We start from the raw sequence: 23147 nt of genomic DNA on the forward strand, positions 1-23147 counted from the left end.
GGAGGGCGATGTCTCTTCCAGAGACACCGAGGAACCGGCTTCGCCGGGCCTCTGGTGTCGCCCCCTGGAAGGGGGTCGCGCAAAGCGCGGCGGGGGTCAGTCAGCTTTAATGTTGCGGGCTTCGATCAGTTTTTTCCAGCGCGCGAATTCGCTGGCCTGGAAGGCGGTGAACTGCTCGGGCGTGTTGGCCACGATCTCGAAGCCCAGCTCGAGCAGCTTGGGCTTGATGGCGGGGTCGTTGAGCGCGTCCTTGATGGCGGCCTGCAGCTTGTTCTTCAGGTCGGCCGGCATGCCTTTGGGGCCGGAGACGGCCTGCCAGGAGTACACGTTGGCGTCCTTGATGCCGAGTTCCTGCAGCGTGGGCACGTCGGGCAGCAGGGGCGAGCGCTGGGCGCTGGTGATGGAGAGCGCGCGCAGCTTGCCGGCCTTGATCTGCGGCATGGCGGTGTTGATGTTCATGAAGGACGAGTCCACCTGGTTGCCCAGCAGGTCGGTCATCACGGGGCCGCCGCCCTTGTAGGGCACGTGCACGCCGGTGGTGTTGGTCTGCTGCCAGTAAAGCTCGGCGGTAAGGTGGTCGCTGCTGCCGTTGCCGGACGAGGCGAAGGTCATCTTGCCGGGGTTGGCTTTCTGGAACGCCATGACGTCGGCCATGCTCTTGTGCGGCGAGGCGGCGGGCACGACCAGCACGTTGGGCGCCTGCACGGCGACGGTGATGTAGTCCATCTCCTTGGTGGCGTCGTACGGAACCTTGGTGAGGTGGGGCGCGATGACGTAGGGGCCGAGGGAGGCGACGAGCAGGGTGTATCCGTCGGGTGCGGAGCGCACGACCTGCGCGGCGCCGATGGTGCCGGTGGCGCCGGCTTTGTTGTCGACCACGAAGGTGCCGCCGAATTTTTCCTGCAGTTTGGGTTGCAGGGTGCGGGCGATGAGGTCGGTGGAGCCGCCGGGGGGAAGGGCACGATGATGGTGACGGGTTTTTCCGGCCAGGCCATGGCCGCGGTGAGGGTCATGGACGCGCCGAGCGCGCACAGCAGTTTCTTCATGGTGTCTTGTCTCCTGTCGTTGGGAATCTTGCGGCAAGGGACTCCAATTTGGTACCGGTACCAAATGGAGTTGATGCGGATGGTACCGGTACCAAATTGGGGCGTCAAACGGTTTTTTTGGTTGAGCTTTTTGGGTGGGGATTGGTTGTGAGACACCTCGCGGGCTCAGGAGCGCCCGGCGCTCTGCTCCGCGGGTGTCCCCCGGCGGCTGGTGCCGCCTCCTCCTTTACCCCGCTGCGCAGAACGCCCGGCACTCCTGAGCCGAAGCGATGCTGGCACGCCCACGGACCGAGTACCACGAGGTCCTCGGCGATCGGGGTGGCCGGCGCAGCGAAGTAAAGGAGGAGAACCGGCGAAGCCGGTTCGGGGGACATGAGCGGAGCCGGCCACCCCGATCGCCGAGGACCGGATCAGCCGGAGAAAAATCAGGTGGTATCCCGCTCGACGATGGAAAACCCCACATCCACCACCCGCTGGGCCACCTCCCGCCCCTCGGCCCGGTCGATCAGACACCGCCCCGCCATGCGCCCGATGTCCGCGCCGTTGATGTGCACCGTGCTCAGCGCCGGCACCATGTCCGCCACGAAAGGCACGTCGCCGAAACCCACGATGGCCAGACGGCCCGGGATGTCGATGCCACGCACCCGCGCCTCCGTCACCACCCCCGAGGCCAGCAGGTCGGAGCTGCAGAAGACCGCGTCCACCTCGGGCTCGATCTCCAGCAGGCGGGTCAATGCATCCCGCCCGCTCTTGATCGTGCGCGAAGCCCCCACGTCCACCACCTCCACCTTGGCCTCGGCCAGCCCACTGCGCGCCACCTCCGCCGCAAACGCCTTGGCACGCCGGTCGGCGCGCTCGTCGTCCGCGCGAATCATCGCCAGGCGCCGCCGCCCTTTGCCGATCAGGAACTTCGCCACCTCGCGGCCGATGTCGGCGTGCGAGAAACCCACCAGCATGTCGATCGGCGCGGGCGTCAGGTCCCAGGTCTCCACCACCGGAATGCCCGAGGCCAGCAAACGCGTGCGGCCCTTGCCCGAGTGCAACACGCCGGTGAGGAAAATCCCGTCCGGCCGGCGACCGATGATGGCCTCCAGCAGCGATTCCTCGCGGCTGGCCGAGTAGCTCGACTGGCCCAGCATCAGCTGGTAACCCGCGTCGAACAAGGTGCCGTTGAGCGACTCGATGGTCTCCATGAACACCGACATCACCGTGCTGGGCACCACTGCCGCGATCAGCCGGCTGCGCGAGGACGCCAGCCCGCCCGCCATGCGGTTGGGCACATAGCCGGTCTTCTGCACCGCGTCCAGCACCTTCTTGCGCACGTCCACCGACACCTGCTCCGGCGTGTTGAGCACGCGCGAGGCCGTGATGGGCGCCACGCCCGCAAGCCTGGCCACGTCGCGCAGGGTGATGGCCCCGCTGCCCCTGCGCGCACGCCGGGTGTTGTCGGATTCTTTCATTTGCGGCATAAAATGGTACCGGTACCAAATAGATCACATCGTAGCCTCAAACGGGCTGCGATGCGCGCCGAATCATAGGAGATGCGCATGTCCGACACCCTTGCCGCCGAAACCGCCGTCACACCGCTGACCATCCGCATGCACGCCACCGACAACGTGGCGATCGTGGCCAACGACGGCGGCCTGCCGGCCGGCACCGCCCTGCCCGGCGGCCCGGTGGTGCTGCGCGACCGGGTGCCGCAAGGCCACAAGGTGGCGCTGGTGGACTTGGCGCGCGGGGAGGCCGTGCTGCGTTACGGCGTGCCCATCGGCCACGCGCTGGACGACATTCCCGCCGGCAGCTGGGTGCACGAGCGCCTGCTGCAGATGCCCGAGGCGCGCGGCCTGGAAAACCTGCCCATGGCCACGCTGAAGCCCGAAGCCCTGCCACCGCTGGAGGGTTACACCTTCGAGGGCTACCGCAACCCGGACGGCTCGGTCGGCACGCGCAACATCCTGGCCATCACCCAGACGGTGCAGTGCGTGGCCGGCGTCACCGATTTCGCGGTTCAGCGCATCAAGGCCGAGCTGCTGCCGAAGTTCCCGCACGTGGATGATGTGGTGGCGCTGGAACACGGCTACGGCTGTGGCGTGGCCATCGACGCGCCCGACGCCGTCATCCCGATCCGCACCCTGCGCCACATCAGCCTGAACCCCAACTTTGGCGGCGAGGTGATGGTGGTCAGCCTGGGCTGCGAGAAGCTGCAGCCCGAGCGCCTGTTTCCCTCAGACGCGATCCCCATCCAGGACGCCCGTGGAACCGGCTTCGCCGGGCCACAGGGGGTGCCCCCCCTGCAAGGGGGGGAGCCGCGCAGCGGCGCAGGGGGGTTGGACACCATTTGCCTGCAGGACGAGGCGCACGTGGGCTTCATGTCCATGGTGGATTCCATCCTGCGCCAGGCCGAGGAACACCTGGAGCGCCTGAACGCGCGCCGGCGCGTGACCGTGCCGGCCAGCGAGCTGGTGGTGGGCGTGCAGTGCGGCGGCAGCGATGCGTTTTCCGGCGTCACGGCCAACCCGGCCGTGGGCTTCTGCACCGATCTGCTGGTGCGCGCGGGCGCGAGCGTGATGTTCTCCGAAACCACCGAAGTGCGCGACGGCATCGCCCAGCTCACCGCGCGCGCCACCACGCCCGAGGTGGCCCAGGCCATGGTGCGCGAGATGGCCTGGTACGACGCTTACCTGCAACGCGGCAGCGTGGACCGCAGCGCCAACACCACACCGGGCAACAAGAAAGGCGGCCTGTCCAACATCGTGGAAAAGGCCATGGGCTCGATCGTGAAATCGGGCAGCGCGCCGATCAGCAACGTGCTCTCACCCGGCGAGAAGCTCAAGGCCAAGGGCCTGACCTACGCCGCCACGCCCGCGAGCGACTTCATCTGCGGCACGCTGCAGCTGGCCGCGGGCATGAATCTGCACGTGTTCACCACCGGGCGTGGCACGCCATATGGCCTGGCGCCGGTGCCGGTGATCAAGGTCGCCACGCGCAGCGACCTGGCGCGGCGCTGGCACGACCTGATGGACATCAACGCCGGCACCATCGCCGACGGCACGGCCAGCATCGAGGACGTGGGCTGGGAGCTGTTCCACCTCATGCTCGAGGTGGCCAGCGGACGCCAGCAGACCTGGGCCGAGCGCTGGAAGCTGCACAACGCGCTGGTGCTGTTCAACCCGGCGCCGGTGACTTGAGCGCCGGCTGCTGGGGAGAGATCAGATCAGTACGTCAACGCTCGAACGCAACGCACCGGCGTCAAATCGCCCGCTTTGCTTCCGAGCGCCTGCGTGCCACTTGCCAGACCGTTCGCGAATTCCTGCTTCCAGGCCTGCGTCATCGACGCTTGCGTTGAGCTCCAGTAGCTCGGTGGCAAACCCGTGACGCTGCCATCTGCAACCAAGTTTGACTGCATGTTCTCAATGAGCGGGGCGGCGGCTGTACCACAACCTGTTCCAGCCACGGCCTGGTCATGGCCCATCTCGCAGATGGCTGGCAAATACCAACCCGGGACCCCACCATTGGTGGAAAGGCTGCAGAGGCCGGCCGCGTAGTTGGCGGGCAGCTCAAGTCCGGCGTATTGCGCCAGCATCGCCGTGGTATTGGCCTGGCCATCCGTCAGGCTCGCGCTGGCGGTCACGTTGTCGTTGCTGGTACTCCAGGGCTTCGTCGGCGCCGGTGCGCCACCTGCATCTTCGAGCGCGGCCACTTTGCCACCCACGCTGCCGGTATCAGGCGTGGTGTCGTCGATGGCGAACACATAGCCGCCCTGGTAGACGTTCGCGTAGCCGACCACTTGCACCGTCGGTGAGAGAAGGTTGGTGTTGCTGCCACCAACGCTGAGGGTGACAGGCACGGGACTGGCGCTGCCTCGCGCAGAAGACGGCGTGTCATCCGGTGTCACCGTGATGGTGCAGCTGGCGCCGGGGGCAAGCGTCGTGCAGTTGGAAATCGCCGTGGTGCGCGTTGGCAGGGCCGGACTTCCTGTAGCCACGGCAAATATCACCGACAGCGCGGGGGCGCTGCCGGTGTTTGTGATGGTGAACTTTCGAGGTTTTCCCGTGAGAGTCGGGGATCTGGCAGTGTCGCGGACCGACAGCACCAGCGCCGAAGGACTGATCGACAGCGTGGTCGACGGCGTCGCACCCCCACCCGTGGGCGCTCCAGCCCCTCCCCCGCTCCCGCCACAAGCCGCCAACAGCACAGCGGAACACAAGGACATCCAACGGGCGGAGGAAAGGTGATGCAACATGATGAACACTCAACAAAATGTCAATGCGTTGAACATACCATTCGTTACAACTCGCCTGCACGCCATGCCCGCCGCTGTTCACAACAAAGTCACAAAAGAGGTTCAAAGCATGTTGCACCAGCCCCACGGTTCGTGGCGAAGGGCCCAGGGCTTGACGGCGGGTCTGCTGCTCGTCTTCGGCCTGGTCGGCTGCAAAAGCCTGCCGCGGGTGGTGCCGGATCTGGACCGGCGCCCGCCCCCGGTTCGCCTCGAAGGCTCCCAGGGCCCGCTGTCGGCCGAGCGCAGCCGCGCCATCCTGGAGCGCCTGCGCGCGGGTGGCCAGGGCAGCGACGTGCTCTCGCGCCACCTCGCGCTGGAAGAGGCCATCGTCGGCAGCCCCTTGACGGCCGGCAACAAGGTGGACCTGCTGGAGGACGGCCCGGCCACCTACAAGGCCATGCTCGCGGCCATCGACACGGCCAAGGACCACATCCACCTGGAGACCTACATCCTCGACGACGACGAGGTAGGGCAGAAATTCGCGGACGCACTGATCGCCAAGCAGCAGCAAGGCGTGCAGGTGCACCTGATCCACGACAGCGTGGGCACCATCGGCACACCCGACGAGTTCTTCAAGCGCCTGACCGATGCCGGCATCAAGGTCATCGAGTTCAACCCGATCAACCCCGCGCTGGCGCGCAAGGAATGGGAGCTCAACGAGCGCGACCACCGCAAGCTGCTGATCGTGGACGGCCGCATCGCCTTCCTGGGCGGCATCAACATCAGCGGCGTGTACTCCAGCGGTTCCCTGTCGATGGGCTCGGGCAGCAGCGGCAAGACAGATGGGAAGAAGAGCGACATCGACGGCATCCCCTGGCGCGACACGCATGTGCAGCTGCAGGGCCCGGTGGTGGCGGAGTTCCAGAAGCTGTTCCTGGAGACCTGGGCTGCGCAGAAAGGCGAGGCCATGGCCGCGCGCAACTACTACCCCACGCCGGTGCGCGCCGGCTCGGACGTGGTGCGCGCCATCGGCAGCTCACCCAAGGACAGCTACAGCCTCATCTACGCCACGCTGCTGTCGGCCATCGCCAGCGCGGAGTCGACGGTCTACCTCACCAACGCCTACTTCGCACCCGACCCACAATTGCTCACGGCACTGGAGGACGCGGCGCGGCGCGGGGTGGACGTGAAGCTCATCCTGCCGGGCAAGACCGACTCGTGGCTGATCTTCCACGCCGGGCGCAACTACTACACGCAGTTGCTCAAGGCCGGCGTGAAGATCTATGAACGCCAGGGCGTCATCCTGCACACCAAGACGGGCTCGGTCGATGGCGTGTGGTCCACCATCGGATCCACCAACCTGGACTGGCGCAGCTTCCTGCACAACTACGAGCTGAACGCGGTCGTGCTGGGCGCGGAGTTCAACGCCCAACTGCAGAAGCTGTTCGACGCCGATCTCGCGGCGTCGAAACAGGTCACGCTCGCCGAATGGCAGCGGCGCGGCCTGAACCTGCGCTTCAAGGAATTCTTCGCGCGGATGTGGGAGTACTGGCTCTGACCTGAAGCTCAGCGCGACAGCGGCGGGGCCGTCGGTGGCAGCGGCGCGGGCGTCGGGTTCATCGAGGGCGGTGGCGAGAGCGACGGCGGTGGGGACATGGGCGCCGGTTGCAGCGGCGGCGACAACACGGGCGCCTGGGGCGGCGGTGGTGGTGGTGGCGGCACCGGCAGGGTCTCCTGCGTCACCAGCTCGCGGATCGTGCCGCCGCCTTGAACGGAACCGGAGACCGAGCCTTCGCCACGCGCCATGCGCTCGCAGATCGTGCGTTGTTCGCCCGTGTGCCGCTGGCAGCGTTGCAGCGCGTTGCGCTCGAGGTCTTGCGCCGATGAGCCACCCCGGATGCCCGATTTCAGCGCCTGCGCGCGGTGCGCGCCCGCATCGCGCAGGCAGCTGGTGCGGTCCTGCGTGGGGCTGAGGGCCTGGCAGGCGGCGCGGTCGCGCTGGTAGGCGGCTTCGATCGCGGCCTTGTCGGGGCCCGCGGCCCAGGCCGCAGGCAGGCAGACGGCGAGTGCCGCTGCGGCCACCCAGCCGCGTGGGTGGTGACAAATGGATGCAAACATGGTGTGAACCTCCTGAGAGCCAGGCGGTGCGGGGGGCACCGCCCCTGGATTCACCATGCTAGGAAGGGGCCACCAGAGCGTCTGTAGGCCCAGTCCGACCCGGGCCTCGGACATTCACTCCCAATGCAGTTCGATCAGCTTCCATTCGCCGCCGTCCAGCCGCCATTGCAGCTGGACGGCATAGGGTTCGGCGCGCTCGGGAATGAGCCCCTGCGCGCCCGTCACCACCACCTTGGCCTCGGTGTGGCCCACCTGCGAACTGCCACTGTCGATGCGGCTGCTGCGCGTGACGGCGATGATCTTGATGTTCGCGTAGCGCATGAACATCAGCGTCATCGTGCGCTTGGCCCACTCGCGGTCCATGCCTTCGCCCGCCTGGAAACCCGGGTGCAGCTGGTCCATCACGGCCCCGGTCTTTTTCGCCTCCAGGTTGTCCTGCAGCTTCTGCACCGCCGCTTCGAGCGCGGCCTGAGGATCGGTCTTGCCGCAACCCACCAGCAAGAAGGGCACCAGCAGCAAAGTCCAGACAAATCGGCGGGCCAGCATCGAACATCCTTTCAGCGTTGAAGAAAAACGCGCGACCATAACACCCGTCGGTGACACCCGAAAAAAAGCCCGTGCTGGACGGGCTCTCTCACGCGACGCGCGGAAGCCTTCAGGCCTTGGGCTTGTACTTGTTGATCAGGTCACGCCCGCCCTGCAGCAGCTTCTTGCCGTCGAAGCCGCGCTTGTCCATGTCGGCCACCCATTCGTCGGTGATGGGCGCGGTGAGCTTGATGAACTCCTCGGTCTCGGCCTTCCCCATCACGTGCACGGTGTTGCCCCGGTCGATCGCGCCCTTGCGCACCACCGGATCGGCCTCGGCGATCACGCGACCGAACAGCCCCGAGGCCTCCAGGCCCGAGTTCCGGTCGATGATCTGCTTGAGGTCGGGCGCGAGGTTTTCGTAGCGCGCCTTGTTCATCACCATGTACTGGATGCTGTTGTTGAAGCCCGGCATGCCCTTGGCGAACTCGGTGTGGAACTTGGTCAGCTCGTCGAGCTTGGCCGAAGGCACGGTGTCCCAGGGAATGATGGCGCCATCGATCACGCCCTTGGAGAGCGAGTCCGGGATCTGCGGCAAGGGCATGCCCACCGGAATCGCGCCGACCGCGCTCAGGATCTGCGTCGCCTTGCGCGAGGGGCCGCGCACCTTCAGGCCCTTGAAGTCGGCCGCCCTGGTGATCAGCTTGTTCTTCATGTGCAGCACGTTCAGGCCATGGGTGTGGAAGGTCAGCACCTTCACTTCCTTGAGCTCGTCGGCGGAATAGGTCGTCATGTACTCCCAGGCGGCCTTGGACGCGCCTTCACCGTCGTAGGTGAAGAACGGCAGCTCGAAGACCTCGGCGCGCGGGAAGCGGTTGGGCGTGTAGCCGGCGAGCGACCACACCATGTCCACCACGCCTTCGCGCGCCTGGTCGAACAGCTGGGCGGGCGCGCCACCCATCTGCATCGCCGCATAGTGCTCGAACTTCAGGCGCCCGTTCGATTCCTTCTCGACCTTGTTCATCCATGGCACCAGCACGCGCGAGTACACGTTGGAGGTCGCCGGCACGAAGGTCTGGAAGCGCAGGGTGATGGGCGATTGCGCTCGGGCCACGATGGCCGGGGCGGCCACCAAAGCGGCGGCGGACTGGAGCAGGGTTCTGCGTTGGATCATGGTGTCTCTCTCGGGTGGATAGGTTCGGATGCTGGTGTGGTGGTGGCCTGTGGCTCAGGCCATCTCGAATCCCTGGTAATTCCGGGCGGCGACGTCTTCGATGATCCGGCGGTACAGCGGCACGCCCGCGACAAAGGCCATGAACACCCTCGGCTTGCCCGCGATGTTGGCGCCCATGTACCAGGAGTTCGCGCGCGGGTAGAGCGTCTTGTCGGCCTCCTCCGCGCAGCGGCGCACCCAGCCGTCCTCGGCTTCCTGCGTGGCCTCGATGCGGCGCACGCCGGCCGCGCGGGCCTGCTGCAGCAGCCGCGCGATCCAGTCGACGTGGGTCTCGATCGAATGCACCATGTTGCTCAGCACCGAGGGACTGCCCGGCCCGGCCACCACGAACATGTTGGGAAAACCGGCGATGCCCAGGCCCAGGTAGGAGGTGGGGCCGTGCGCCCATTTGTCGCTCAGCCGCGCCCCGCGCGCCCCGCGGATGTCGATCGCCTTGAGCGCGCCGCTCATGGCGTCGAAGCCGGTGGCGAAGACGATGGCGTCCACCTCGTGCTCGCGCTCATCGGTGCGCACGCCGCGGGCCGTGGCCTCGATGATCGGGTGGGCCGCGGCGTCGACGATGTCCACGTGCTCGCGGTTGAAGGTCTCGTAGTAGTGCGAGTCCACGCACAGGCGCTTGCCGCCGAACGGCAGGTCGTCCTTGGGGCACAGCAGCTCGGCCTTGGCCGGGTCCTTCACCACGCCGCGGATGCGGTTGCGCGCGTAGTCGGCCACCATGCGGTTGGTGTCCATGTTGCTCATCTGGTCGGCGAAGGTGCGCAGCATGCGGAAACCGCCGCCCGCGCCCCGCCAGCGGTACTCGAGCTCGGCGCGCTGTTCCTCCTCGGTCATCTCGGCGGCGGTCTTCGTGTTGGCGTTCAGGAACTGGCCAGTGATCGCTTCACGCCCCATGGCGCGGCGGTCCGGGTAACGCGCCTTCGCCGCCGCCAGCGCGGTTGCGGTGAAAGGCACGTTGTGCGCCGGCACGCTGAAATTCGCGGTGCGCTGGAACACCGTGAGCTGCGCGGCCTGCTCCGCGATCACGGGCACCATCTGCACGCCGCTGGAGCCGGTGCCGATCAGGGCCACGCGCTGGCCGGTAAAGTCCACGCCCTCCTTGGGCCACTGCGCGCTGTGGTACCACCGGCCCTGGAAGCTCTCCAGCCCGGGCAACTGCGGGCGCTGCGGGATCGACAGGCCGCCCGTGGCCATGACGAGATAGGTGCACTCCAGCACATCGCCGGCCTCGGTGCGCACCGTCCAGAGCAGGCGCTCGTCGTCGAACACCGCGCTGGCCACCCGCGCGTTGAGCCGGATGCCGTCGCGCAGGCCGAAGCGGTCCACCACGTGTTCGATGTAGCGCAGGATCTTGGCCTGCGGCGCATAGCGCTCGCTCCACACCCATTCTTCCTCGAGCTCGCGGCTGAACGAGTACGAGTAGTCCAGGCTCTCCACGTCGCAGCGCGCACCGGGGTAGCGGTTCCAGAACCAGGTGCCGCCCACGCCGTCGCCCGCCTCCAGCACGCGCACCGACAGCCCCATCTCCCGGGCCTTGTAGAGCTGGTAGATGCCCGCGAAACCCGCGCCCACCACCAACATGTCCAGCCGACCAACCGAATCCGCCATCGTTCCACTTTCCGTCTTGAATCACCGCCGCGGATCGCGGCACGGGTCGGACTATGATCGCATTAGGTTGACATGTCAACACAACAGAGCCAAGGGTTTACCATAGGTTGACCAATCAACCTGATGCCAATTCAATCCCCGCATGCCTTCCTCTGACGCGCAACGCCCCTTTCCTGAATTCGCCGGCCGGCACGTGCTCATCACCGGCGGTGCGGGCGGCATCGGCCAGGCCTGCGCCCGGCACTTTCTGGCCGCGGGTGCCTCGGTGCACCTGATCGACGTGGACGCCGCGCGGCTGGACGGGGCGCGCCATGCGCTTCAAGGCCACGCGGCGGTGAGCTGCAGCACCTCCCGCCTGGCCGATCACGCGGCCTGCGAGCGCGCCATCGACGAGGGCGGGCGCCCGCCCTTCGCGCTGGTGCACATGGCCGGCCTGTTCGAGACCGACCGGCTCGATCCCGCCGACCGCTCGGGCTGGGACCGGGCGATCGCCAGCAACCTCACCACCGCCTACGACATGGCCCTGGCCTTTCGCGCCGCGCGCGACCGGCGGACGCCTTCGCGCATGGTGCTCTGCACCTCGCGCGCCTTCCAGCGCGGCACGCCGGGCCGCGCGGCCTACGCCGCGGCCAAAGGCGGTATCGTCGGCCTGGTGCGTGCCTTCTCGCGCGATTTCGCGCCCGACATCCTGGTCAACGCGGTCTCGCCGGGCCTGATCCAGACGCGCATGACCGAAGACCTGATCGCCCACCACGGCGAACAGCGCCTGGCCGAGATCCCATTGCAGCGCTTCGGCACGCCGCAGGACGTCGCCGGCGTCGTCTGTTTTCTCTGCAGCGAGGCCTCGTCCTACGTGACGGGCCAGGTGATCACCGTCGACGGCGGCGTGATCAACGGTTGAACCTTCCTTTCCTGAACCCCGCACCCATGACCTTCGACGCCCCCACCCTCGACCTGCTCGAACGCGTTCGCACCGCCGGCCGCAAACCCTTCTCGGCCTGCACCGCCACGGAGGCGCGTGCCTTCCCCACCCTCATGAAAAGCCTGTTCGGCGAGGGCCTGCCGGTGGCCCGGGTGCAAGACCTCGCCCTGCCCACGCCCCAGGGCCACCCACTGCCCGCGCGCCTCTACGTGCCCGAAGCCTGCAACGGCGACCTGATCGTCTACTTCCACGGCGGCGGCTGGGTGCTGGGCTCGGTGGCCGACCACGACCCGTTCACCGCCACGCTGGCGGCCCGAACCCACGCGGCCGTGCTGTCGGTGGACTACCGCCGGGCCCCGGAGAGCCCCCACCCCGGCCCGGTGGACGACGCCATCGCCGCGTTGCTGCAAGGCGGCCAGGCCGGTGCGACCTGGCTGGGCCAACCCCTGCGGCGCCTGATCGCGATGGGCGACAGCGCCGGCGCCACCCTGGCCACCGTGGCCACGCGGCGCCTGCGCGAGCTGCCCGGGGCGCGGCCGGTGGACCTGCAGGTGCTGGTCTACCCGGTGACCGACGCCGGCTTCGACACCGCCAGCTACCGCGACTTCGCGCAGGGCCACCTGCTGAGCGCGGACGACATGCGCTGGTTCTGGGACCACTACTGCCCCGACACGGCGGCGCGCCGCCACCCCGATGCCTCGCCACTGCAGGCCACCGACCTCGCCGGCCTGCCGCCCGCGCGCATCTTCACCGCCGAATGCGACCCGCTGCGCGACGAGGGCGAGGCCTATGGCGAGCGCCTCGCGGCGGCGGGCGTGGACTGCGAAACCGTGCGCTGCCCCGGCCTGCTGCACGCCTTCCTGTCCATGATCCACTATTCTCCGAATGCCGCCCGGGCCTTCGAGCGCATCGTGCAAAGCCTGGCGGCGCCGGACGACGAACACCGCCCCTGAAAGCCCATGCAACTCGATCTCGATACCTACGTTCCCGGCCTGCTGCTGTGGTTGTCCAACCGCGTGTCCAGCAGCGCGTCCAGCCTCTACAACGAGAAGTTCGGCATCGGCGTGACCGAGTGGCGCATCCTGTCGTACTTCAAGATCTACCCCTGGTCCACCGCCTCCAAGGCGTGCGAACTGATGGGGCTGGACAAGGGCGCCGTGAGCCGGTCGATCGCCTTCATGGTGGAGAACGGCTGGCTCGAGCCCCGGCCGCAGGGCCTGCGCAAGATCGAATACCACGTGACCCCGCCCGGCAACAAGCTGCACAACGCGGTGTTCCGCCTGGCCATGGCGCGCGAGGAAGCCTTGCTGGAAGGCTTCAGCACCTCGGAACGCGAGCAGGTCATCGCCCTGCTCAAGCGCATGCTGGGCAACCTCGAAGGCGTGCAGCGCGTGGGCCGCTGAAGAAAACGAAAAGCGCCGTCAGCCCTGGGGGGCGGCCGTCACCGGCAGGGTCCACCAGAAGGCCGCGCCCTCGCCGGGCGAGGACCACGCGCCGACCGTGCCGCCGTGCCGCTCCACCGCGCGCTTGACCACCGTGAGCCCCAGGCCCGTGCCGCCGGCCTGGCGCTCGTCCAGCCGGGAAAACGGCTTGAACAGCTCGCCGCTCTTGTCGGGATCGAAGCCCGGCCCGTTGTCCGCCACCGAGAAGCGCCAGAAACCGCCCTCCTCGCGGGCGTCGAGCGCGATGTGCAGGTCGCGCCGCTCGGCACCGAACTTCAGCGCATTGCCCAGCAGGTTCATCAGCACGTGGCGCATCAGGCCCGCATCGGCCTGCACCACCGGCAGGGGCGCGGCCTGCACCGCCTCGGGCGCCTGCGGGAACTGCACGGCCAGCGACTGCAGGCATTCGCGCAGCAGGGCCTGCATGTCCACCGCCTCGGGGCTGGGCGGCCCCTGGTCCACCTTGGCCAGCGTGAGCAGGTCGTTCACCATGTCGGTGGCGCGCTGCGCCTCGCGGCGGATCAGCTCCAGCGAGCGCTCCGCCCCGGCGGTGTTGCCCGCGCGGTAGTCCTCCAGCGCCAGATCGGCCAGGCCGGCGGTGTTGCGCAAGGGGCCGCGCAGGTCGTGCGAGACCATGCCCGCGAACGAGCGCAGGCCCTGGATGATCTCTTCCAGCTGGCGCGTGCGGCTGCGCACGATCTCTTCCAGCGAATCGGTGAGCTGCTGCAGGGCCTGCTCGGCCCGCACGCGCTCGCGCAGCTCGCGCGCGAGGATCAGCGAGTCGCGCTGCAGGATCAGGGTCATCACGAACACGTAGGCGATGCTCACCGGCAGCGGCGTGACCTGGCGGAACTGCAGCAGGCTCATGTCGGAGAGCATGGCGACCACGAACAGCACGGGGTAGCCCAGGCACAACACGGCCAGCACCAGCTGCCCGCCCCAGCCGTCGCGCGTCCACAGCCAGGCCAGCCAGCAGGCGGCGGCCGTGAAAATGAGGGCGATCGCTGCCGGCCCGGCGAAGGCCCAACCGTCCATCAGGCCGCTCATCGCCACCACCAGCACCGGGGCGCCCACCAGCACGGCGGCGAACACGCGCGAGGGCGGTGTGCCACCCGGGGTGAAGCAGGCCTGCAGGCCCGCCAGCAGGGCGGCCAGGGCGCCCAGGCCCATCGCGGAGCCCACCGGGCCGGCGACCTCGCCCGAGATCCAGCCCAGCGCGTCCGCCGACACCAGCAGCCCCTGCGTGACGCCGAACACCAGCGCCGAACCCGCCAGCCATTTCACGTACGGCCATGAGCGGGCGCTGGCGTGCGCCAGAAAGGTCATGCCCAGCATCGCGATCAGGATGGCGGACAGGATGCGGATGTCGCTGAAGAAACTCAGGACCGGGTGGGTCACGACGGCCTCCTCCGTGATGAGCTTGGGCTCGGCAAGCTTGCGCCCACGTCTGCCGGGCGCCACTTGCGCAGTGTAGGGCAGCCGGCCCGGCAGCGCGAGACCCCCATTCGGATCCTCTCGGGCGGGGCCAGTCGGTGCATGATGGTCCGGTTTCGGGGTGGAAGAAGCGGGTGATCGCAGCGCCATGACCTCCCGCGTCATGGATTTCATGTCGCTCCTCCGTCACAGTGGAACCAGTCCAACCAGAAAGGAGTTTCACATGTCAGACCTCAGCCAGCTCCCCCTCGCCGTCGGCCACATGATCGGCCTGGGCGCCCTCGGTTCCTGCATCGGCATCGGCGTGATGGCCAGCAAGTACCTGGAGGCCTCGGCCCGCCAGCCCGAGATGATGGAAGCCCTGCAGCCCAAGGTCTTCCTGCTCGCCGGCCTGCTGGACGGCGCCTTCATCATCTCGGTGGCGCTGGGCGTGTGGTTCGCCCTGGCGGCCCCGTTTGCCTGATGCGGCCCGCCCCGCCCGAGCGGCACGTGGTGGTGATCGGCGCGGGCGGCGGTGCCGGCGGCGCCGCCTTGCACGCCGCGCTGGGCGACGCCCGGTACGACCAGGTCACGGTGCTGACCACGCACCGCTTTCTGCGCGTGCCACCGCGCCTGGCCGATGCCGTGGTGACCGCAAACGACTGGGCCGCCGCCCTGCCGGCGGCGGGCCACGCCGTGATCGTGTTCGACACGGTGCGGCGCGCGCGCGAGCGGGTCTACTGGCCGCCCGCGCGGGCCGACCTGGTGCCGCTGGCCACGGCGCTGCACGCCCAGGGTGTTCGCACGCTGGAGGTGGTGATCGCCGACAGCCCGGACCCGAGCCCGGCCGAACGCCAGGCGCTGGCGTCCCTGGGCTGGGACCGGCTGGACATGCACCCGGCCGTGGTGGCCGTGCCGCCGCCCGCCCCCACCGGGCCCTGGCTCGAGCGGCTGGCGCTGTGGCTGATCCGCACCCTCGTGGCCACCCTGCGCATGGCGCAGGCCGCGTACGGCCGCCGCCCATCGCGTTGAGCGGCGCGCGGGCCCTGATCTCTACGCCGGCACCGCTTCCTTCGCGATGTGTTCATCGATCACGCGCCGTGCCTGCACGCCGCCCGCGTCGATGTTGAGCTTGAGCAGCTTGCGCTGCGCGAAGGCATCCAGGTTCTGCTGCTGGCGCTCCAGCACTTCGAGGTCTTCGGAAAAGATGCCGTGCTGCCCGGCGCGGATGCGGTCGGTGAGCGCGGCGTCCTGCGGCCGGAAGCGGCGCGCCATGCCCCAGAAATACCACATCGAACCATCGACCTCGGGCGTGATGAAGTCGGTCACCACGCTGTAGACCTTCTTGTCGTCGGGCGCATCGTAGCCGCCCTGGCCGGCCAGGGCCACCCCCACCTCGATCAGCACATGGCTGGGCGGCGAGAAGCGGCAGACCTGCCAGCGGTCCACCCGGGGGTTGCCCTCCACGCCGATGGCGCGAAGCGCGTCGAGCCAGAACGGCGGCGCCTCGATGTTCTCCATGAAGCGGCTGGTCACCACCGTGGTGCCCTCGCGGCGCGTGGTGCAGGGCGTCTCGTCGATCTCCTGCTGGCCGATGCTGGTCGAGTGCACGTAGGTCTCGTGCGTGAGGTCCATCAGGTTGTCGATCATCAGGCGGTAGTCGGCCTTGATGTGGAACAGGCCGCCGCCGTAGGCCCAGGCCGGGTTGTCGTGCCATTCGAGCACCGGAATGGTCGAGGGATCGGCCTGGTCGGCCTCGCCCGCCCAGACCCAGATGAAGCCGTAGCGCTCTTCGACCGCGAAGCGCTGGATGCGCGGGAACGCCGCCACGCGCTGGCCGGGCATCGAGCGGGTCACGCCGTCGCCGCCCATCACCAGGCCGTGGTAACCGCACACCAGCTCACCCTTGCACACGCGGCCCAGCGACAGCGCCGCGCCCCGGTGCGGGCAGAAATCCTCCACCGCCTGCACGCGGCCTTGCGCGTCGCGGAAGAAGGCCATGCGGGCCCCCAACAGGCGCCGGCCCAAGGGGGCATCGCCGACTTCCACCGAGGTGGCACCCACATACCAGGCATTGCGCATCCAGCTCATGTCGTCTCCTTCATTCAGTACACTGAATCAAATGGTAGCCCAAGCCGGGGCCGGTCGTCAACCGGGTTCAGACGGGGGGTTTGCCGAGCAGCTTGTGCATCAGGCCCATGAGCACCTCGCGCTCGCCGGCGTCGAGCGTGGTGAGGATGCGGTCGGCCAGCACCGCCTCGGACCGCAGCATCTCGTTGATCACCCGCTGCCCTTCGGCGGTGAGCTCCAGGCGGCGCTGGCGGCGCGGGCCCAGCTCGCGCACGATCCAGCCGTCGCGCTCCAGGCGCACCGCGATCTCGGCCGTGGTGGAGGTGTCCAGCGCGATGGCCGCGGCCAGCGTGACCTGGTCGATGCCCGGGTGCTCCTGCAGCACCCGCAGCGCGGCGTACTGCAGCGGCGTGACGGCCCGCCCGAACACCGTGTTGAAACACGACACCGAGTGCTGGTGGGCGCGCCGGAACAGGTGGCCGGGCTCGTGCAGGCCCAGCGTGGCCTCCGGGTGGTCATCGGCGGCGGCAGACGCCAGGGCACGGGGGGTACGGGACGGAGCGGGCATGGTGAAGCGGTGTTGGAGCGCCCGGTCGGGTGGACGCACCGCCGATTGTCACCCCGGCCGCGACCGCTCATGCCGTCACCGCCACGCTTCGTGCCACCCGCGGCGCACTTGAAGCACGTGGTGATCGGCATACCCCCCACGGTACGAAGATGGCGCCATCCCACACCGGAGTGAGCCCCATGCAGCAGACCGTGGCCCTGCACCGATCCGACATGCGCACCCTGCTGGCCGAATTCTCGGCCCACGACGCGCCCCTGCTGGTGAACGAATACCTCCGCAAGGTCTGGCTGTTCGTCAGTGCGAACACGGAGTCGCGCACCAAGGACCTGCCCATCGAACGCCAGCTGGCGCTGCGCCTGCTCATGCGCCAGGTGCAGATCGGCAGCCGCTTCTCGGCGCTGTTCCTCAACGAACTGCAAGGCCCTCTCTCATCGCCCGTGCGCTCCAACAACGTGCACCGTCTGTCCAAGCGCATCTATGCCAACACCCACGACGAGGCGGCGGCCCTGGAGCGCATCCTTCAGCAGGAAGACGCCGGTTTCCATCTGTCGCTCAGCGCATTCGATGCGGTGCGCTACGCCCACTGCCTGGAAGGCGGGCTGCAGGACGCCATCGCCCTCGCCCCGCTGGAGAAGGACATCGTCTTTCGCGCCTGGTCGGGCCTGTTCGCCGAAACCATGCGCGAGTCCTACATCCAGTACATCCAGGTTCTGCTCAGCGGGAGCGCGCTGGCGCCCAAGGTGCAGCAGGACTTCGTGGACACCATCCCCTTCTCCATCGAGACCCGCACGGGCCCACCGCCCACCCTCTGCGCCGGCGGAGTCAGCCCAGGGTGAAGGACTCGTTGATCGCGCTCTTCACGCCACCGCCCATCTGAGGCCCGCCACCGGCCACGATGATTTCGTCGCCGATCACCACCGCGCCCATGCCGTGGCGCGGTGTGAGCATGGGCGCGTGCGACACCCAGCGATCGGCCACCGGGTCCCAGGCCTCGTTCTGGCCGAACACGCGGTTCGTGCCCTCGCCGCCCATCACGAACACCTGGTCGCGGTACAGCACACAACCGTGGCCGCTGCGCGGCGTGGGCATGGGCGTGCGCGCCACCCAGCGGTCCGCCTGCGCGTCGTAGCTGTGGTGCAGGCTGCTGTTGGTGTGAAAGGAATCCACGCGGCCGCCGATCACGTGAATGGACGGCCCCACCACCACGATGCCGATGTGGTCCCGCGCCACCGGCAGGGGCTGGCGCTTCTCATAGCGGTCGCTCGCGGGGTCGTAGACGATGTGCCAGTCGATCGAGCGCCGCCAGTCGCTGCCGATGGCGCCGCCGACCAGGTGGATGCGCGAACCCAGCGCGATGCAGGCCATGGCCCCGCAGGCCTCCGGCAGGCGGCGCACGCGCTCCCAGCGCGCGCCGTCGAAGCGGAAGGCCTCGTCGTGCGGCGTGCGGTTCTGCTCGACGAAACCGCCGAACGCATAGAGCCGGTCGCCCAGCGTCGCCACACCCACGTGGTTCGCCCCGCGCGGCAGCTGGGGCAGTTCCTCCCAGCGATCGGTCCTGGGGTCGTAGGCGTGGTGGTACGGCTTGTCCACCCGCTGCTCGGCGTAACCGCCGACCAGGTGCACGCGGTTGCGGTACGCCACCGCCCAGGCCATCTCGGTGCGCGGAATCGGCAGCGGCGCGCGCGCCCGCCAGGCACCGGCCTTGGCCGCGCGCGGCGCGGGGCTGTCGCTGACGGCCTGCTGCGCGTGGATCTCGGGCAGGTCGATGCGCCCGGGCTGGTTCAGGCGCTCGAACTGGCCGCTGTGGTGGCCGTGGTGCTGGGCGCGAAGCAGTGTGGGCGCGGCCAGCGCGGCGGCGGCGGTGACGAGGACGTGACGACGGAGGGCCATGCGCGTGATCTCCTGGTGACCGGGGGTGAGACAGCGTACCTCAGCCCAGGAAGAAATCCAGCGGAATCAGCTCGACGCCCCACCCGCCCGCCTCCCCCAGCGTGGCGGCGGGGTGCATGGCCGCCAGGCGCTGGGCCTCGTCGCGGTTGTCCGCCTCGATGATGAACATCCCGCCCACCATTTCCTTGGCCTCGGTGTAGGGGCCATCGGTGATCTGCGACTTGCCGCCGCGTGGGCGCAGCGTGACCCAGTCCTTCGGCTCGGCAAGCGACGCCGACACCAGCATCTTCCCGGTGGCGCGCATCTTCTCGTCCAGCGGCGGGCATTGGCTCACCAGGGCCTGCACGTCGGCAGGCGCCATGGCGGCGAACTTTTCGGGGTTGTAGTACGCAAGACCGAGGTACTTCATGAACGACTCCTTTGGATGAGTGATGACTCCACGACGAAGCAGGGGTCCCGCGATCGACAGGCCCGGCAAATGCCAGCAGTTTCATGAAGCCCGGCGGGAAGGCCCCAGGGCGCTGCGTCTCCTCCGCCAGGATTCGTCTTTGTACCGTTGACATACTGACCCAACAACATGAATTCCTGCCAATTTCGAAAAGCACTGAGCGGCTACAGGAACACGAAGTGGTTGCACGCGGCCACGAAGGCCGGTGAGGCGTCGGGCCGGCCAAAGCCGTAGACCGCGATGTCGGCTTCGCGCAGGCGCCCGGCGATGCCGGTGAAGTCGCTGTCGCACGAGGCGATGCAGATGCCATCCAAGCGAGGGCGGCGGGACCGCAGCTCCATGGCGTCCATGATGAGCGCGGAGTCCGAGGCGTTCTTCTGGTGGGCGTAGTGGAATTGCTGGATGGGGCGGATGGCCAGGGTGTGCAGCATCCGGCGCCAGGCGAGTTGCCGGGGGTTGGTCCAGTCCGCGCAAGCGCGGCGGACGATGGCCTCGCCACGGTCGGAGACGTGGGCCATGAGCCGCAGTGCCTTGCGGGCGCTCATGTTTTCGGCGTCGATGAGCAGGGCCAGGCGGGGTCGCCGTGTGGCCACGAAGGGAGCTTGTTGCATGTGCCTTCCTGTTGCTTTGCGGGTGATGTCACCGCCACCCTTGTGAGGTGGCGGTGGCCCAAGCAGGTTGGCGTACCGTGCACTGCGGACAGTTTCGGCGAGACTCGCGTCTCCCCACCCGGGCCACCATGAAAGAGGCACGAATGTGAGAAAGCCGCAGGGCTCAAATCGAGTTGCGGCTTTCAAGCCGCAGTGCACGGGACGCCAATCCCGGTCGCATTTTTGTACGACAGAAGCAGTATATCCACAGCACTAGGCGCCGCGCACCCGATCGATCAAGGCCAGGGGATCGGCCGGCAGTTCGTCCCCGCGCCAGGCCACATGCTGGTCCGGCCGCGACAGCACCCACCGGTGGCGGTACAGGCCCGTGGCTTCGGCCGGGCTCAGGTCCACCACGCGCAGCGGCAGGCCGCGCTGTTTCGCGGCGTCGAGCAAGGGGCTCGCATCGGCCTGCGGGTCCAGCCGCAAGAGCGCGAAGCCGTCGCCCATCGCGTCGTAGAGCGAGCGCCCGCCGTCCAGCCACACGTGCGGCGTGCGGCAGCCCGGCACGGTGGACGGGGTGAAGGTGTCCATGGTGTAGCCGGGCGGGCTTTCACCGTCGGGGACGATCAGGGGCGAGGCGTCGTAGAAGTAGCCGAAGTTCAGGCCCGCGCAGCAGTACTGCTTCACGTTGAGGTCGTACAGGGTCTTGCCGGCGGCGGCGCGCAAGGCTTCACCGGCCGGGCCTTCGGCCTCCAGCTCGGGCGGCACACTCTCGCGTTCCTTCTGCAGCGCGATGGAGTGGTTCATCGCGAAGCGCGACACCTGCTCGGTGATGGGCAGGCGCTCGGCTTCGTAGGCATCGAGCGCGCGCGGCCCGGCCCAGCCCTGCAGGTGGCCCGCGAGCAGCCACGACAGGTTCATCGCATCGGCGATGCCCGCGTTCATGCCGTAGCCGGCCATGGGCACCCAGAGGTGCGCGGCGTCGCCGCAGATGAAGATCCGCCGCTCGCGCAGCTTGTCGGCCACGAGGCGGCGGCCGATCCAGTCTTCCTTGGAAATCACTTCGTACTCGAAGTCGGCCCCCACGCCGAGGATGGTGCGGATCGAGGCGTCGCGGTCCACCGATTCGAAGTCGGTCTCGCCGGGGCGCAGGTAGTTGTGCAGCACGAATTTCTCGATGCCGTCGATGGCGTACACGTTGCCGCTGCGGCGCGGGTTGTACGAGAAGGTGGCCCAGGCCGGCGGGTGCTGGGCGCGCCGCAGCAGGTCGGGCGCGCGCAGGAAGGTGGACTGCACGCGCTGCACCACCTCCACGCCGTGCAGCGCGGCGCCGATCTTCTTGCGCACCAGGGAGCGCCCGCCGTCGCAGCCAATGAGGTGGTCGGCGCGCAGCGTCACCGTGGCGCCGCTGCCGAGGTCCACGGCCTGGGCGCTCACGCCCGTGTCGTCCTGCGCGAGGTCTTCGATGCGGGTGTGCGTGAGGATGCGCAGGCCGGGCGTGGCCAGCGCGTGCTCGAACAGCACGGGCTCCAGGTAGATCTGGTTGATGCGGTGCGGCGGCTCGGGCGTGGGCCAGCCGGTGTCGGGGCCTTGGGTGGCGGTGTAGCGGTCGCGCCGCGAAGGAATGGGGATGCGCGAGAGTTCGTCGCCGGTGAAGGTGGTGCGGTAGGCCACGTCGGCGGGGTGGTCGGCCGGCAGGCCGGTGTCGCGCAGGGTCTTGGCCACGCCGAGGCGGCGGAAGATCTCCATGGAGCGCGCCGAGACGTGGTTGCACTTGGCCTCGGGCCGCTCGCCACGCGGGCGCTGCTCCACCAGCAGCACGTCGATGCCGCGCTGCGCGAGGTCGATGGCCAGCGTGAGGCCGACCGGGCCGCCGCCCACGATCAGGACCTGGGCGGAATGGGTGTTCGTCATGGGGCTCGAAGGTGGGAAGGCCGCAGTTCGTCGATGCGGGTGCAGCCCAGCAGGGCCAGGCTGGTCTGGATCTCGCTCTGCAGGATGCCGATCGCCTGCTCGACCCCGGCCTGCCCGCCGACGGTGGCGGCGTAGAGCATGGGCCGGCCCACGAAGACCAGGCGCGCGCCGAGCGCGAGGGCCTTGAGCGCGTCGGTGCCGCGCCGGATGCTGCCGTCCAGGCACACCGGCAGCTCGCCCGCCGCGTCCAGCACCTCGGGCAGCACGTCCAGCGGCGCGGCCGCGCCGTCGAGCTGGCGCCCGCCGTGGTTGGAGACGATGAGGCCGTCCACACCGGCCTCGCGGGCCAGGCGCGCGTCGTCGGCGCTGAGCACGCCCTTGATGAGCAGCGCCCCGCCCCACTGGCGGCGGATGAAGGCCACGTGCGCCCAGGTGAAGCGGTCGCGGTCCGAGCGCGCGGCGGCCGTGGGGGTGGCGATGATGGGCCGGCCTGTGGCCTCGCCACCGAAGTTGGGCAGGCGGGGAATGCCGTCGGCCAGCAGGGTGCGCGCGAAGGTGCCGCACAGCCAGCGCGGGTGCAGCACGCCGTCCACGGCGAGCGAGAGGCGCGGCTTGAGCGGGATGGTGAAGCCCAGGCGGCGGTCGCGGTCGCGGTTGGAGGCGATGGGCACGTCCACGGTGACCACGAGCACGCCCACCTGGGCGCTGCGCAACCGCGCGAGCAAGGCGGTGATGCGCGCTTCGTCGCCGGGGATGTAGCCCTGGTACCAGCTGCCGGGCGCGGCTTGCATCACCTGTTCCAGCGGCACGCTGGAGGCGGCGCTGAGCACGAAGGGGATGCCGCGGGCGCGCGCGCCCTGCGCGAGCGCGAGGTCGGCGCGGTGCGCGAACAGCGCGCAGCCGCCCATGGGCGCGATGCCGAAGGGCGAGGCGTAGGTAGTGCCGAACAGCGTGGTGGCCTGCTTCACCGAGGCCACGTCCACCAGCGTGCGCGGCACGAAGGACCAGCGTTCGAACGAGCGCGCGTTGGCCAGCACCGAGGCGCCGCGCTCCGAGCCGTTGGCCGCGAAGCCGTAGAGCGCGCGCGGCAGGCGCGAGCGCGCGGCGACCTCGAAGTCGTCGAGGTTGAGGACCACG

At 68.9% G+C, this 23147-nt stretch carries 23 protein-coding genes and 1 pseudogene; 9 read left to right on the top strand and 15 right to left on the bottom strand.

Translation table 11 applies throughout. From position 1 onward, the window contains the following. Positions 1–96: 96 nt before the first annotated feature. Positions 97–1046 (bottom strand): annotated as a pseudogene (locus tag ABSY19_RS09840) (Bug family tripartite tricarboxylate transporter substrate binding protein). Between the two features lie 425 nt (positions 1047–1471). Continuing rightward, positions 1472–2506 (bottom strand): LacI family DNA-binding transcriptional regulator, encoded by a 1035-nt coding sequence (locus tag ABSY19_RS09845; RefSeq protein WP_382161962.1) that lies wholly within the window; start codon positions 2504–2506, stop codon positions 1472–1474. Positions 2507–2593: 87 nt separating this feature from the next. On the opposite strand from ABSY19_RS09845, the gene garD reads away from it, so the two are divergent. Beyond that, positions 2594–4234, top strand: a complete 1641-nt coding sequence (gene garD, locus ABSY19_RS09850; protein WP_382161965.1) for a galactarate dehydratase — start codon at positions 2594–2596, stop codon at positions 4232–4234. Between the two features lie 26 nt (positions 4235–4260). On the opposite strand, the gene ABSY19_RS09855 is transcribed toward garD, so the two are convergent. Next, on the bottom strand, positions 4261–4893 hold the full coding sequence (locus ABSY19_RS09855; RefSeq protein WP_382161968.1) for a hypothetical protein: 633 nt from the start codon (positions 4891–4893) through the stop codon (positions 4261–4263). Positions 4894–4924: 31 nt separating this feature from the next. Between ABSY19_RS09855 and ABSY19_RS09860 the strand changes: the two genes are divergently transcribed. Then, positions 4925–5281 (top strand): hypothetical protein, encoded by a 357-nt coding sequence (locus ABSY19_RS09860; protein ID WP_382161971.1) that lies wholly within the window; start codon positions 4925–4927, stop codon positions 5279–5281. A 117-nt stretch (positions 5282–5398) separates the two neighbouring features. Beyond that, complete coding sequence (cls, locus tag ABSY19_RS09865; protein ID WP_382161974.1) at positions 5399–6826, top strand: cardiolipin synthase; 1428 nt, start codon at positions 5399–5401, stop codon at positions 6824–6826. Between the two features lie 8 nt (positions 6827–6834). Here cls and ABSY19_RS09870 read toward each other — a convergent pair whose 3' ends face one another. From ABSY19_RS09870 to ABSY19_RS09885, 4 genes are all read right to left on the bottom strand, one after another. Further along, the gene (locus tag ABSY19_RS09870) at positions 6835–7386 is read right to left on the bottom strand and encodes a hypothetical protein (RefSeq protein WP_382161976.1); all 552 of its coding nucleotides are present in this window, start codon (positions 7384–7386) and stop codon (positions 6835–6837) included. Between the two features lie 114 nt (positions 7387–7500). Next, entirely contained in the window at positions 7501–7932 is a 432-nt protein-coding gene (locus tag ABSY19_RS09875; RefSeq protein WP_382161979.1) for a hypothetical protein, read from the bottom strand. A 109-nt stretch (positions 7933–8041) separates the two neighbouring features. Continuing rightward, positions 8042–9085, bottom strand: coding sequence for a TRAP transporter substrate-binding protein (locus ABSY19_RS09880; protein ID WP_382161982.1), 1044 nt, complete (start codon positions 9083–9085; stop codon positions 8042–8044). A gap of 54 nt (positions 9086–9139) precedes the next feature. Next, positions 9140–10750 carry a flavin-containing monooxygenase gene (locus ABSY19_RS09885; protein WP_382161986.1) on the bottom strand — a complete coding sequence of 537 codons (1611 nt, stop codon included), beginning with the start codon at positions 10748–10750 and terminating at the stop codon, positions 9140–9142. Between the two features lie 142 nt (positions 10751–10892). On the opposite strand from ABSY19_RS09885, the gene ABSY19_RS09890 reads away from it, so the two are divergent. Genes ABSY19_RS09890 through ABSY19_RS09900 form a run of 3 tightly spaced genes read left to right on the top strand, consistent with a single transcriptional unit; the run spans position 10893 to position 13075 of the window. Beyond that, positions 10893–11651 (top strand): SDR family NAD(P)-dependent oxidoreductase, encoded by a 759-nt coding sequence (locus ABSY19_RS09890; RefSeq protein ID WP_382161988.1) that lies wholly within the window; start codon positions 10893–10895, stop codon positions 11649–11651. Positions 11652–11677: 26 nt separating this feature from the next. Next, on the top strand, positions 11678–12625 hold the full coding sequence (locus tag ABSY19_RS09895) for an alpha/beta hydrolase (protein ID WP_382161990.1): 948 nt from the start codon (positions 11678–11680) through the stop codon (positions 12623–12625). A gap of 6 nt (positions 12626–12631) precedes the next feature. Further along, a complete protein-coding gene (locus ABSY19_RS09900; RefSeq protein WP_382161992.1) occupies positions 12632–13075 on the top strand; it encodes a MarR family winged helix-turn-helix transcriptional regulator in 444 nt (147 codons plus the stop codon). 18 nt (positions 13076–13093) lie between these two features. On the opposite strand, the gene ABSY19_RS09905 is transcribed toward ABSY19_RS09900, so the two are convergent. Further along, a complete protein-coding gene (locus ABSY19_RS09905) occupies positions 13094–14512 on the bottom strand; it encodes an ATP-binding protein (RefSeq protein WP_382161995.1) in 1419 nt (472 codons plus the stop codon). Positions 14513–14771: 259 nt separating this feature from the next. Here ABSY19_RS09905 and atpE point away from each other — a divergent pair, with 259 nt between their 5' ends. Together atpE and ABSY19_RS09915 are read left to right on the top strand one after the other, a co-directional pair. Further along, positions 14772–15011: a F0F1 ATP synthase subunit C gene (gene atpE / locus ABSY19_RS09910; RefSeq protein ID WP_291119650.1), complete on the top strand. Its 240-nt coding sequence runs from the start codon at positions 14772–14774 to the stop codon at positions 15009–15011. Beyond that, the gene (locus tag ABSY19_RS09915; RefSeq protein ID WP_382161997.1) at positions 15011–15559 is read left to right on the top strand and encodes a hypothetical protein; all 549 of its coding nucleotides are present in this window, start codon (positions 15011–15013) and stop codon (positions 15557–15559) included. Before atpE ends, ABSY19_RS09915 begins: the two co-directional genes overlap by 1 nt. Positions 15560–15580: 21 nt before the next feature. Here the strand turns inward: ABSY19_RS09915 and ABSY19_RS09920 are convergent, their stop codons facing one another. Beyond that, complete coding sequence (locus tag ABSY19_RS09920) at positions 15581–16618, bottom strand: Rieske 2Fe-2S domain-containing protein (RefSeq protein ID WP_382162000.1); 1038 nt, start codon at positions 16616–16618, stop codon at positions 15581–15583. Positions 16619–16685: 67 nt separating this feature from the next. Further along, positions 16686–17165, bottom strand: coding sequence for a MarR family winged helix-turn-helix transcriptional regulator (locus ABSY19_RS09925; RefSeq protein WP_382162002.1), 480 nt, complete (start codon positions 17163–17165; stop codon positions 16686–16688). A gap of 179 nt (positions 17166–17344) precedes the next feature. Here ABSY19_RS09925 and ABSY19_RS09930 point away from each other — a divergent pair, with 179 nt between their 5' ends. Next, a complete protein-coding gene (locus ABSY19_RS09930) occupies positions 17345–18001 on the top strand; it encodes a hypothetical protein (RefSeq protein WP_382162005.1) in 657 nt (218 codons plus the stop codon). Here the strand turns inward: ABSY19_RS09930 and ABSY19_RS09935 are convergent. The 5 genes from ABSY19_RS09935 to ABSY19_RS09955 form a co-directional block, all read right to left on the bottom strand. After that, complete coding sequence (locus tag ABSY19_RS09935; protein WP_382162008.1) at positions 17988–19055, bottom strand: Kelch repeat-containing protein; 1068 nt, start codon at positions 19053–19055, stop codon at positions 17988–17990. The genes ABSY19_RS09930 and ABSY19_RS09935 overlap by 14 nt on opposite strands. Positions 19056–19095: 40 nt before the next feature. Continuing rightward, entirely contained in the window at positions 19096–19464 is a 369-nt protein-coding gene (locus tag ABSY19_RS09940; RefSeq protein ID WP_382162010.1) for a YciI family protein, read from the bottom strand. 203 nt (positions 19465–19667) lie between these two features. Then, on the bottom strand, positions 19668–20114 hold the full coding sequence (locus ABSY19_RS09945) for an NYN domain-containing protein (protein WP_382162013.1): 447 nt from the start codon (positions 20112–20114) through the stop codon (positions 19668–19670). A gap of 252 nt (positions 20115–20366) precedes the next feature. Then, the gene (locus ABSY19_RS09950) at positions 20367–22010 is read right to left on the bottom strand and encodes an FAD-dependent oxidoreductase (RefSeq protein ID WP_382162016.1); all 1644 of its coding nucleotides are present in this window, start codon (positions 22008–22010) and stop codon (positions 20367–20369) included. Then, entirely contained in the window at positions 22007–23146 is a 1140-nt protein-coding gene (locus ABSY19_RS09955; protein WP_382162018.1) for an alpha-hydroxy acid oxidase, read from the bottom strand. The genes ABSY19_RS09950 and ABSY19_RS09955 overlap by 4 nt, the downstream gene beginning before the upstream one ends. Position 23147 lies beyond the last annotated feature (1 nt).

Source organism: Hydrogenophaga sp. ANAO-22 (assembly GCF_042466645.1).
Taxonomy (GTDB): domain Bacteria; phylum Pseudomonadota; class Gammaproteobacteria; order Burkholderiales; family Burkholderiaceae_C; genus Hydrogenophaga.

Excerpts from the sequence above, each read along its gene's own strand:
- ABSY19_RS09845 (WP_382161962.1), bottom strand. The coding sequence starts at position 2,506 with ATGAAAGAATCCGACAACACCCGGCGTGCGCGCAGGGGCAGCGGGGCC.
- garD (WP_382161965.1), top strand. The coding sequence starts at position 2,594 with ATGTCCGACACCCTTGCCGCCGAAACCGCCGTCACACCGCTGACCATC.
- cls (WP_382161974.1), top strand. The coding sequence starts at position 5,399 with ATGTTGCACCAGCCCCACGGTTCGTGGCGAAGGGCCCAGGGCTTGACG.
- ABSY19_RS09870 (WP_382161976.1), bottom strand. The coding sequence starts at position 7,386 with ATGTTTGCATCCATTTGTCACCACCCACGCGGCTGGGTGGCCGCAGCG.
- ABSY19_RS09875 (WP_382161979.1), bottom strand. The coding sequence starts at position 7,932 with ATGCTGGCCCGCCGATTTGTCTGGACTTTGCTGCTGGTGCCCTTCTTG.
- ABSY19_RS09880 (WP_382161982.1), bottom strand. The coding sequence starts at position 9,085 with ATGATCCAACGCAGAACCCTGCTCCAGTCCGCCGCCGCTTTGGTGGCC.
- ABSY19_RS09885 (WP_382161986.1), bottom strand. The coding sequence starts at position 10,750 with ATGGCGGATTCGGTTGGTCGGCTGGACATGTTGGTGGTGGGCGCGGGT.
- ABSY19_RS09890 (WP_382161988.1), top strand. The coding sequence starts at position 10,893 with ATGCCTTCCTCTGACGCGCAACGCCCCTTTCCTGAATTCGCCGGCCGG.
- ABSY19_RS09895 (WP_382161990.1), top strand. The coding sequence starts at position 11,678 with ATGACCTTCGACGCCCCCACCCTCGACCTGCTCGAACGCGTTCGCACC.
- ABSY19_RS09900 (WP_382161992.1), top strand. The coding sequence starts at position 12,632 with ATGCAACTCGATCTCGATACCTACGTTCCCGGCCTGCTGCTGTGGTTG.
- atpE (WP_291119650.1), top strand. The coding sequence starts at position 14,772 with ATGTCAGACCTCAGCCAGCTCCCCCTCGCCGTCGGCCACATGATCGGC.
- ABSY19_RS09915 (WP_382161997.1), top strand. The coding sequence starts at position 15,011 with ATGCGGCCCGCCCCGCCCGAGCGGCACGTGGTGGTGATCGGCGCGGGC.
- ABSY19_RS09920 (WP_382162000.1), bottom strand. The coding sequence starts at position 16,618 with ATGAGCTGGATGCGCAATGCCTGGTATGTGGGTGCCACCTCGGTGGAA.
- ABSY19_RS09925 (WP_382162002.1), bottom strand. The coding sequence starts at position 17,165 with ATGCCCGCTCCGTCCCGTACCCCCCGTGCCCTGGCGTCTGCCGCCGCC.
- ABSY19_RS09930 (WP_382162005.1), top strand. The coding sequence starts at position 17,345 with ATGCAGCAGACCGTGGCCCTGCACCGATCCGACATGCGCACCCTGCTG.
- ABSY19_RS09935 (WP_382162008.1), bottom strand. The coding sequence starts at position 19,055 with ATGGCCCTCCGTCGTCACGTCCTCGTCACCGCCGCCGCCGCGCTGGCC.
- ABSY19_RS09940 (WP_382162010.1), bottom strand. The coding sequence starts at position 19,464 with ATGAAGTACCTCGGTCTTGCGTACTACAACCCCGAAAAGTTCGCCGCC.
- ABSY19_RS09945 (WP_382162013.1), bottom strand. The coding sequence starts at position 20,114 with ATGCAACAAGCTCCCTTCGTGGCCACACGGCGACCCCGCCTGGCCCTG.
- ABSY19_RS09950 (WP_382162016.1), bottom strand. The coding sequence starts at position 22,010 with ATGACGAACACCCATTCCGCCCAGGTCCTGATCGTGGGCGGCGGCCCG.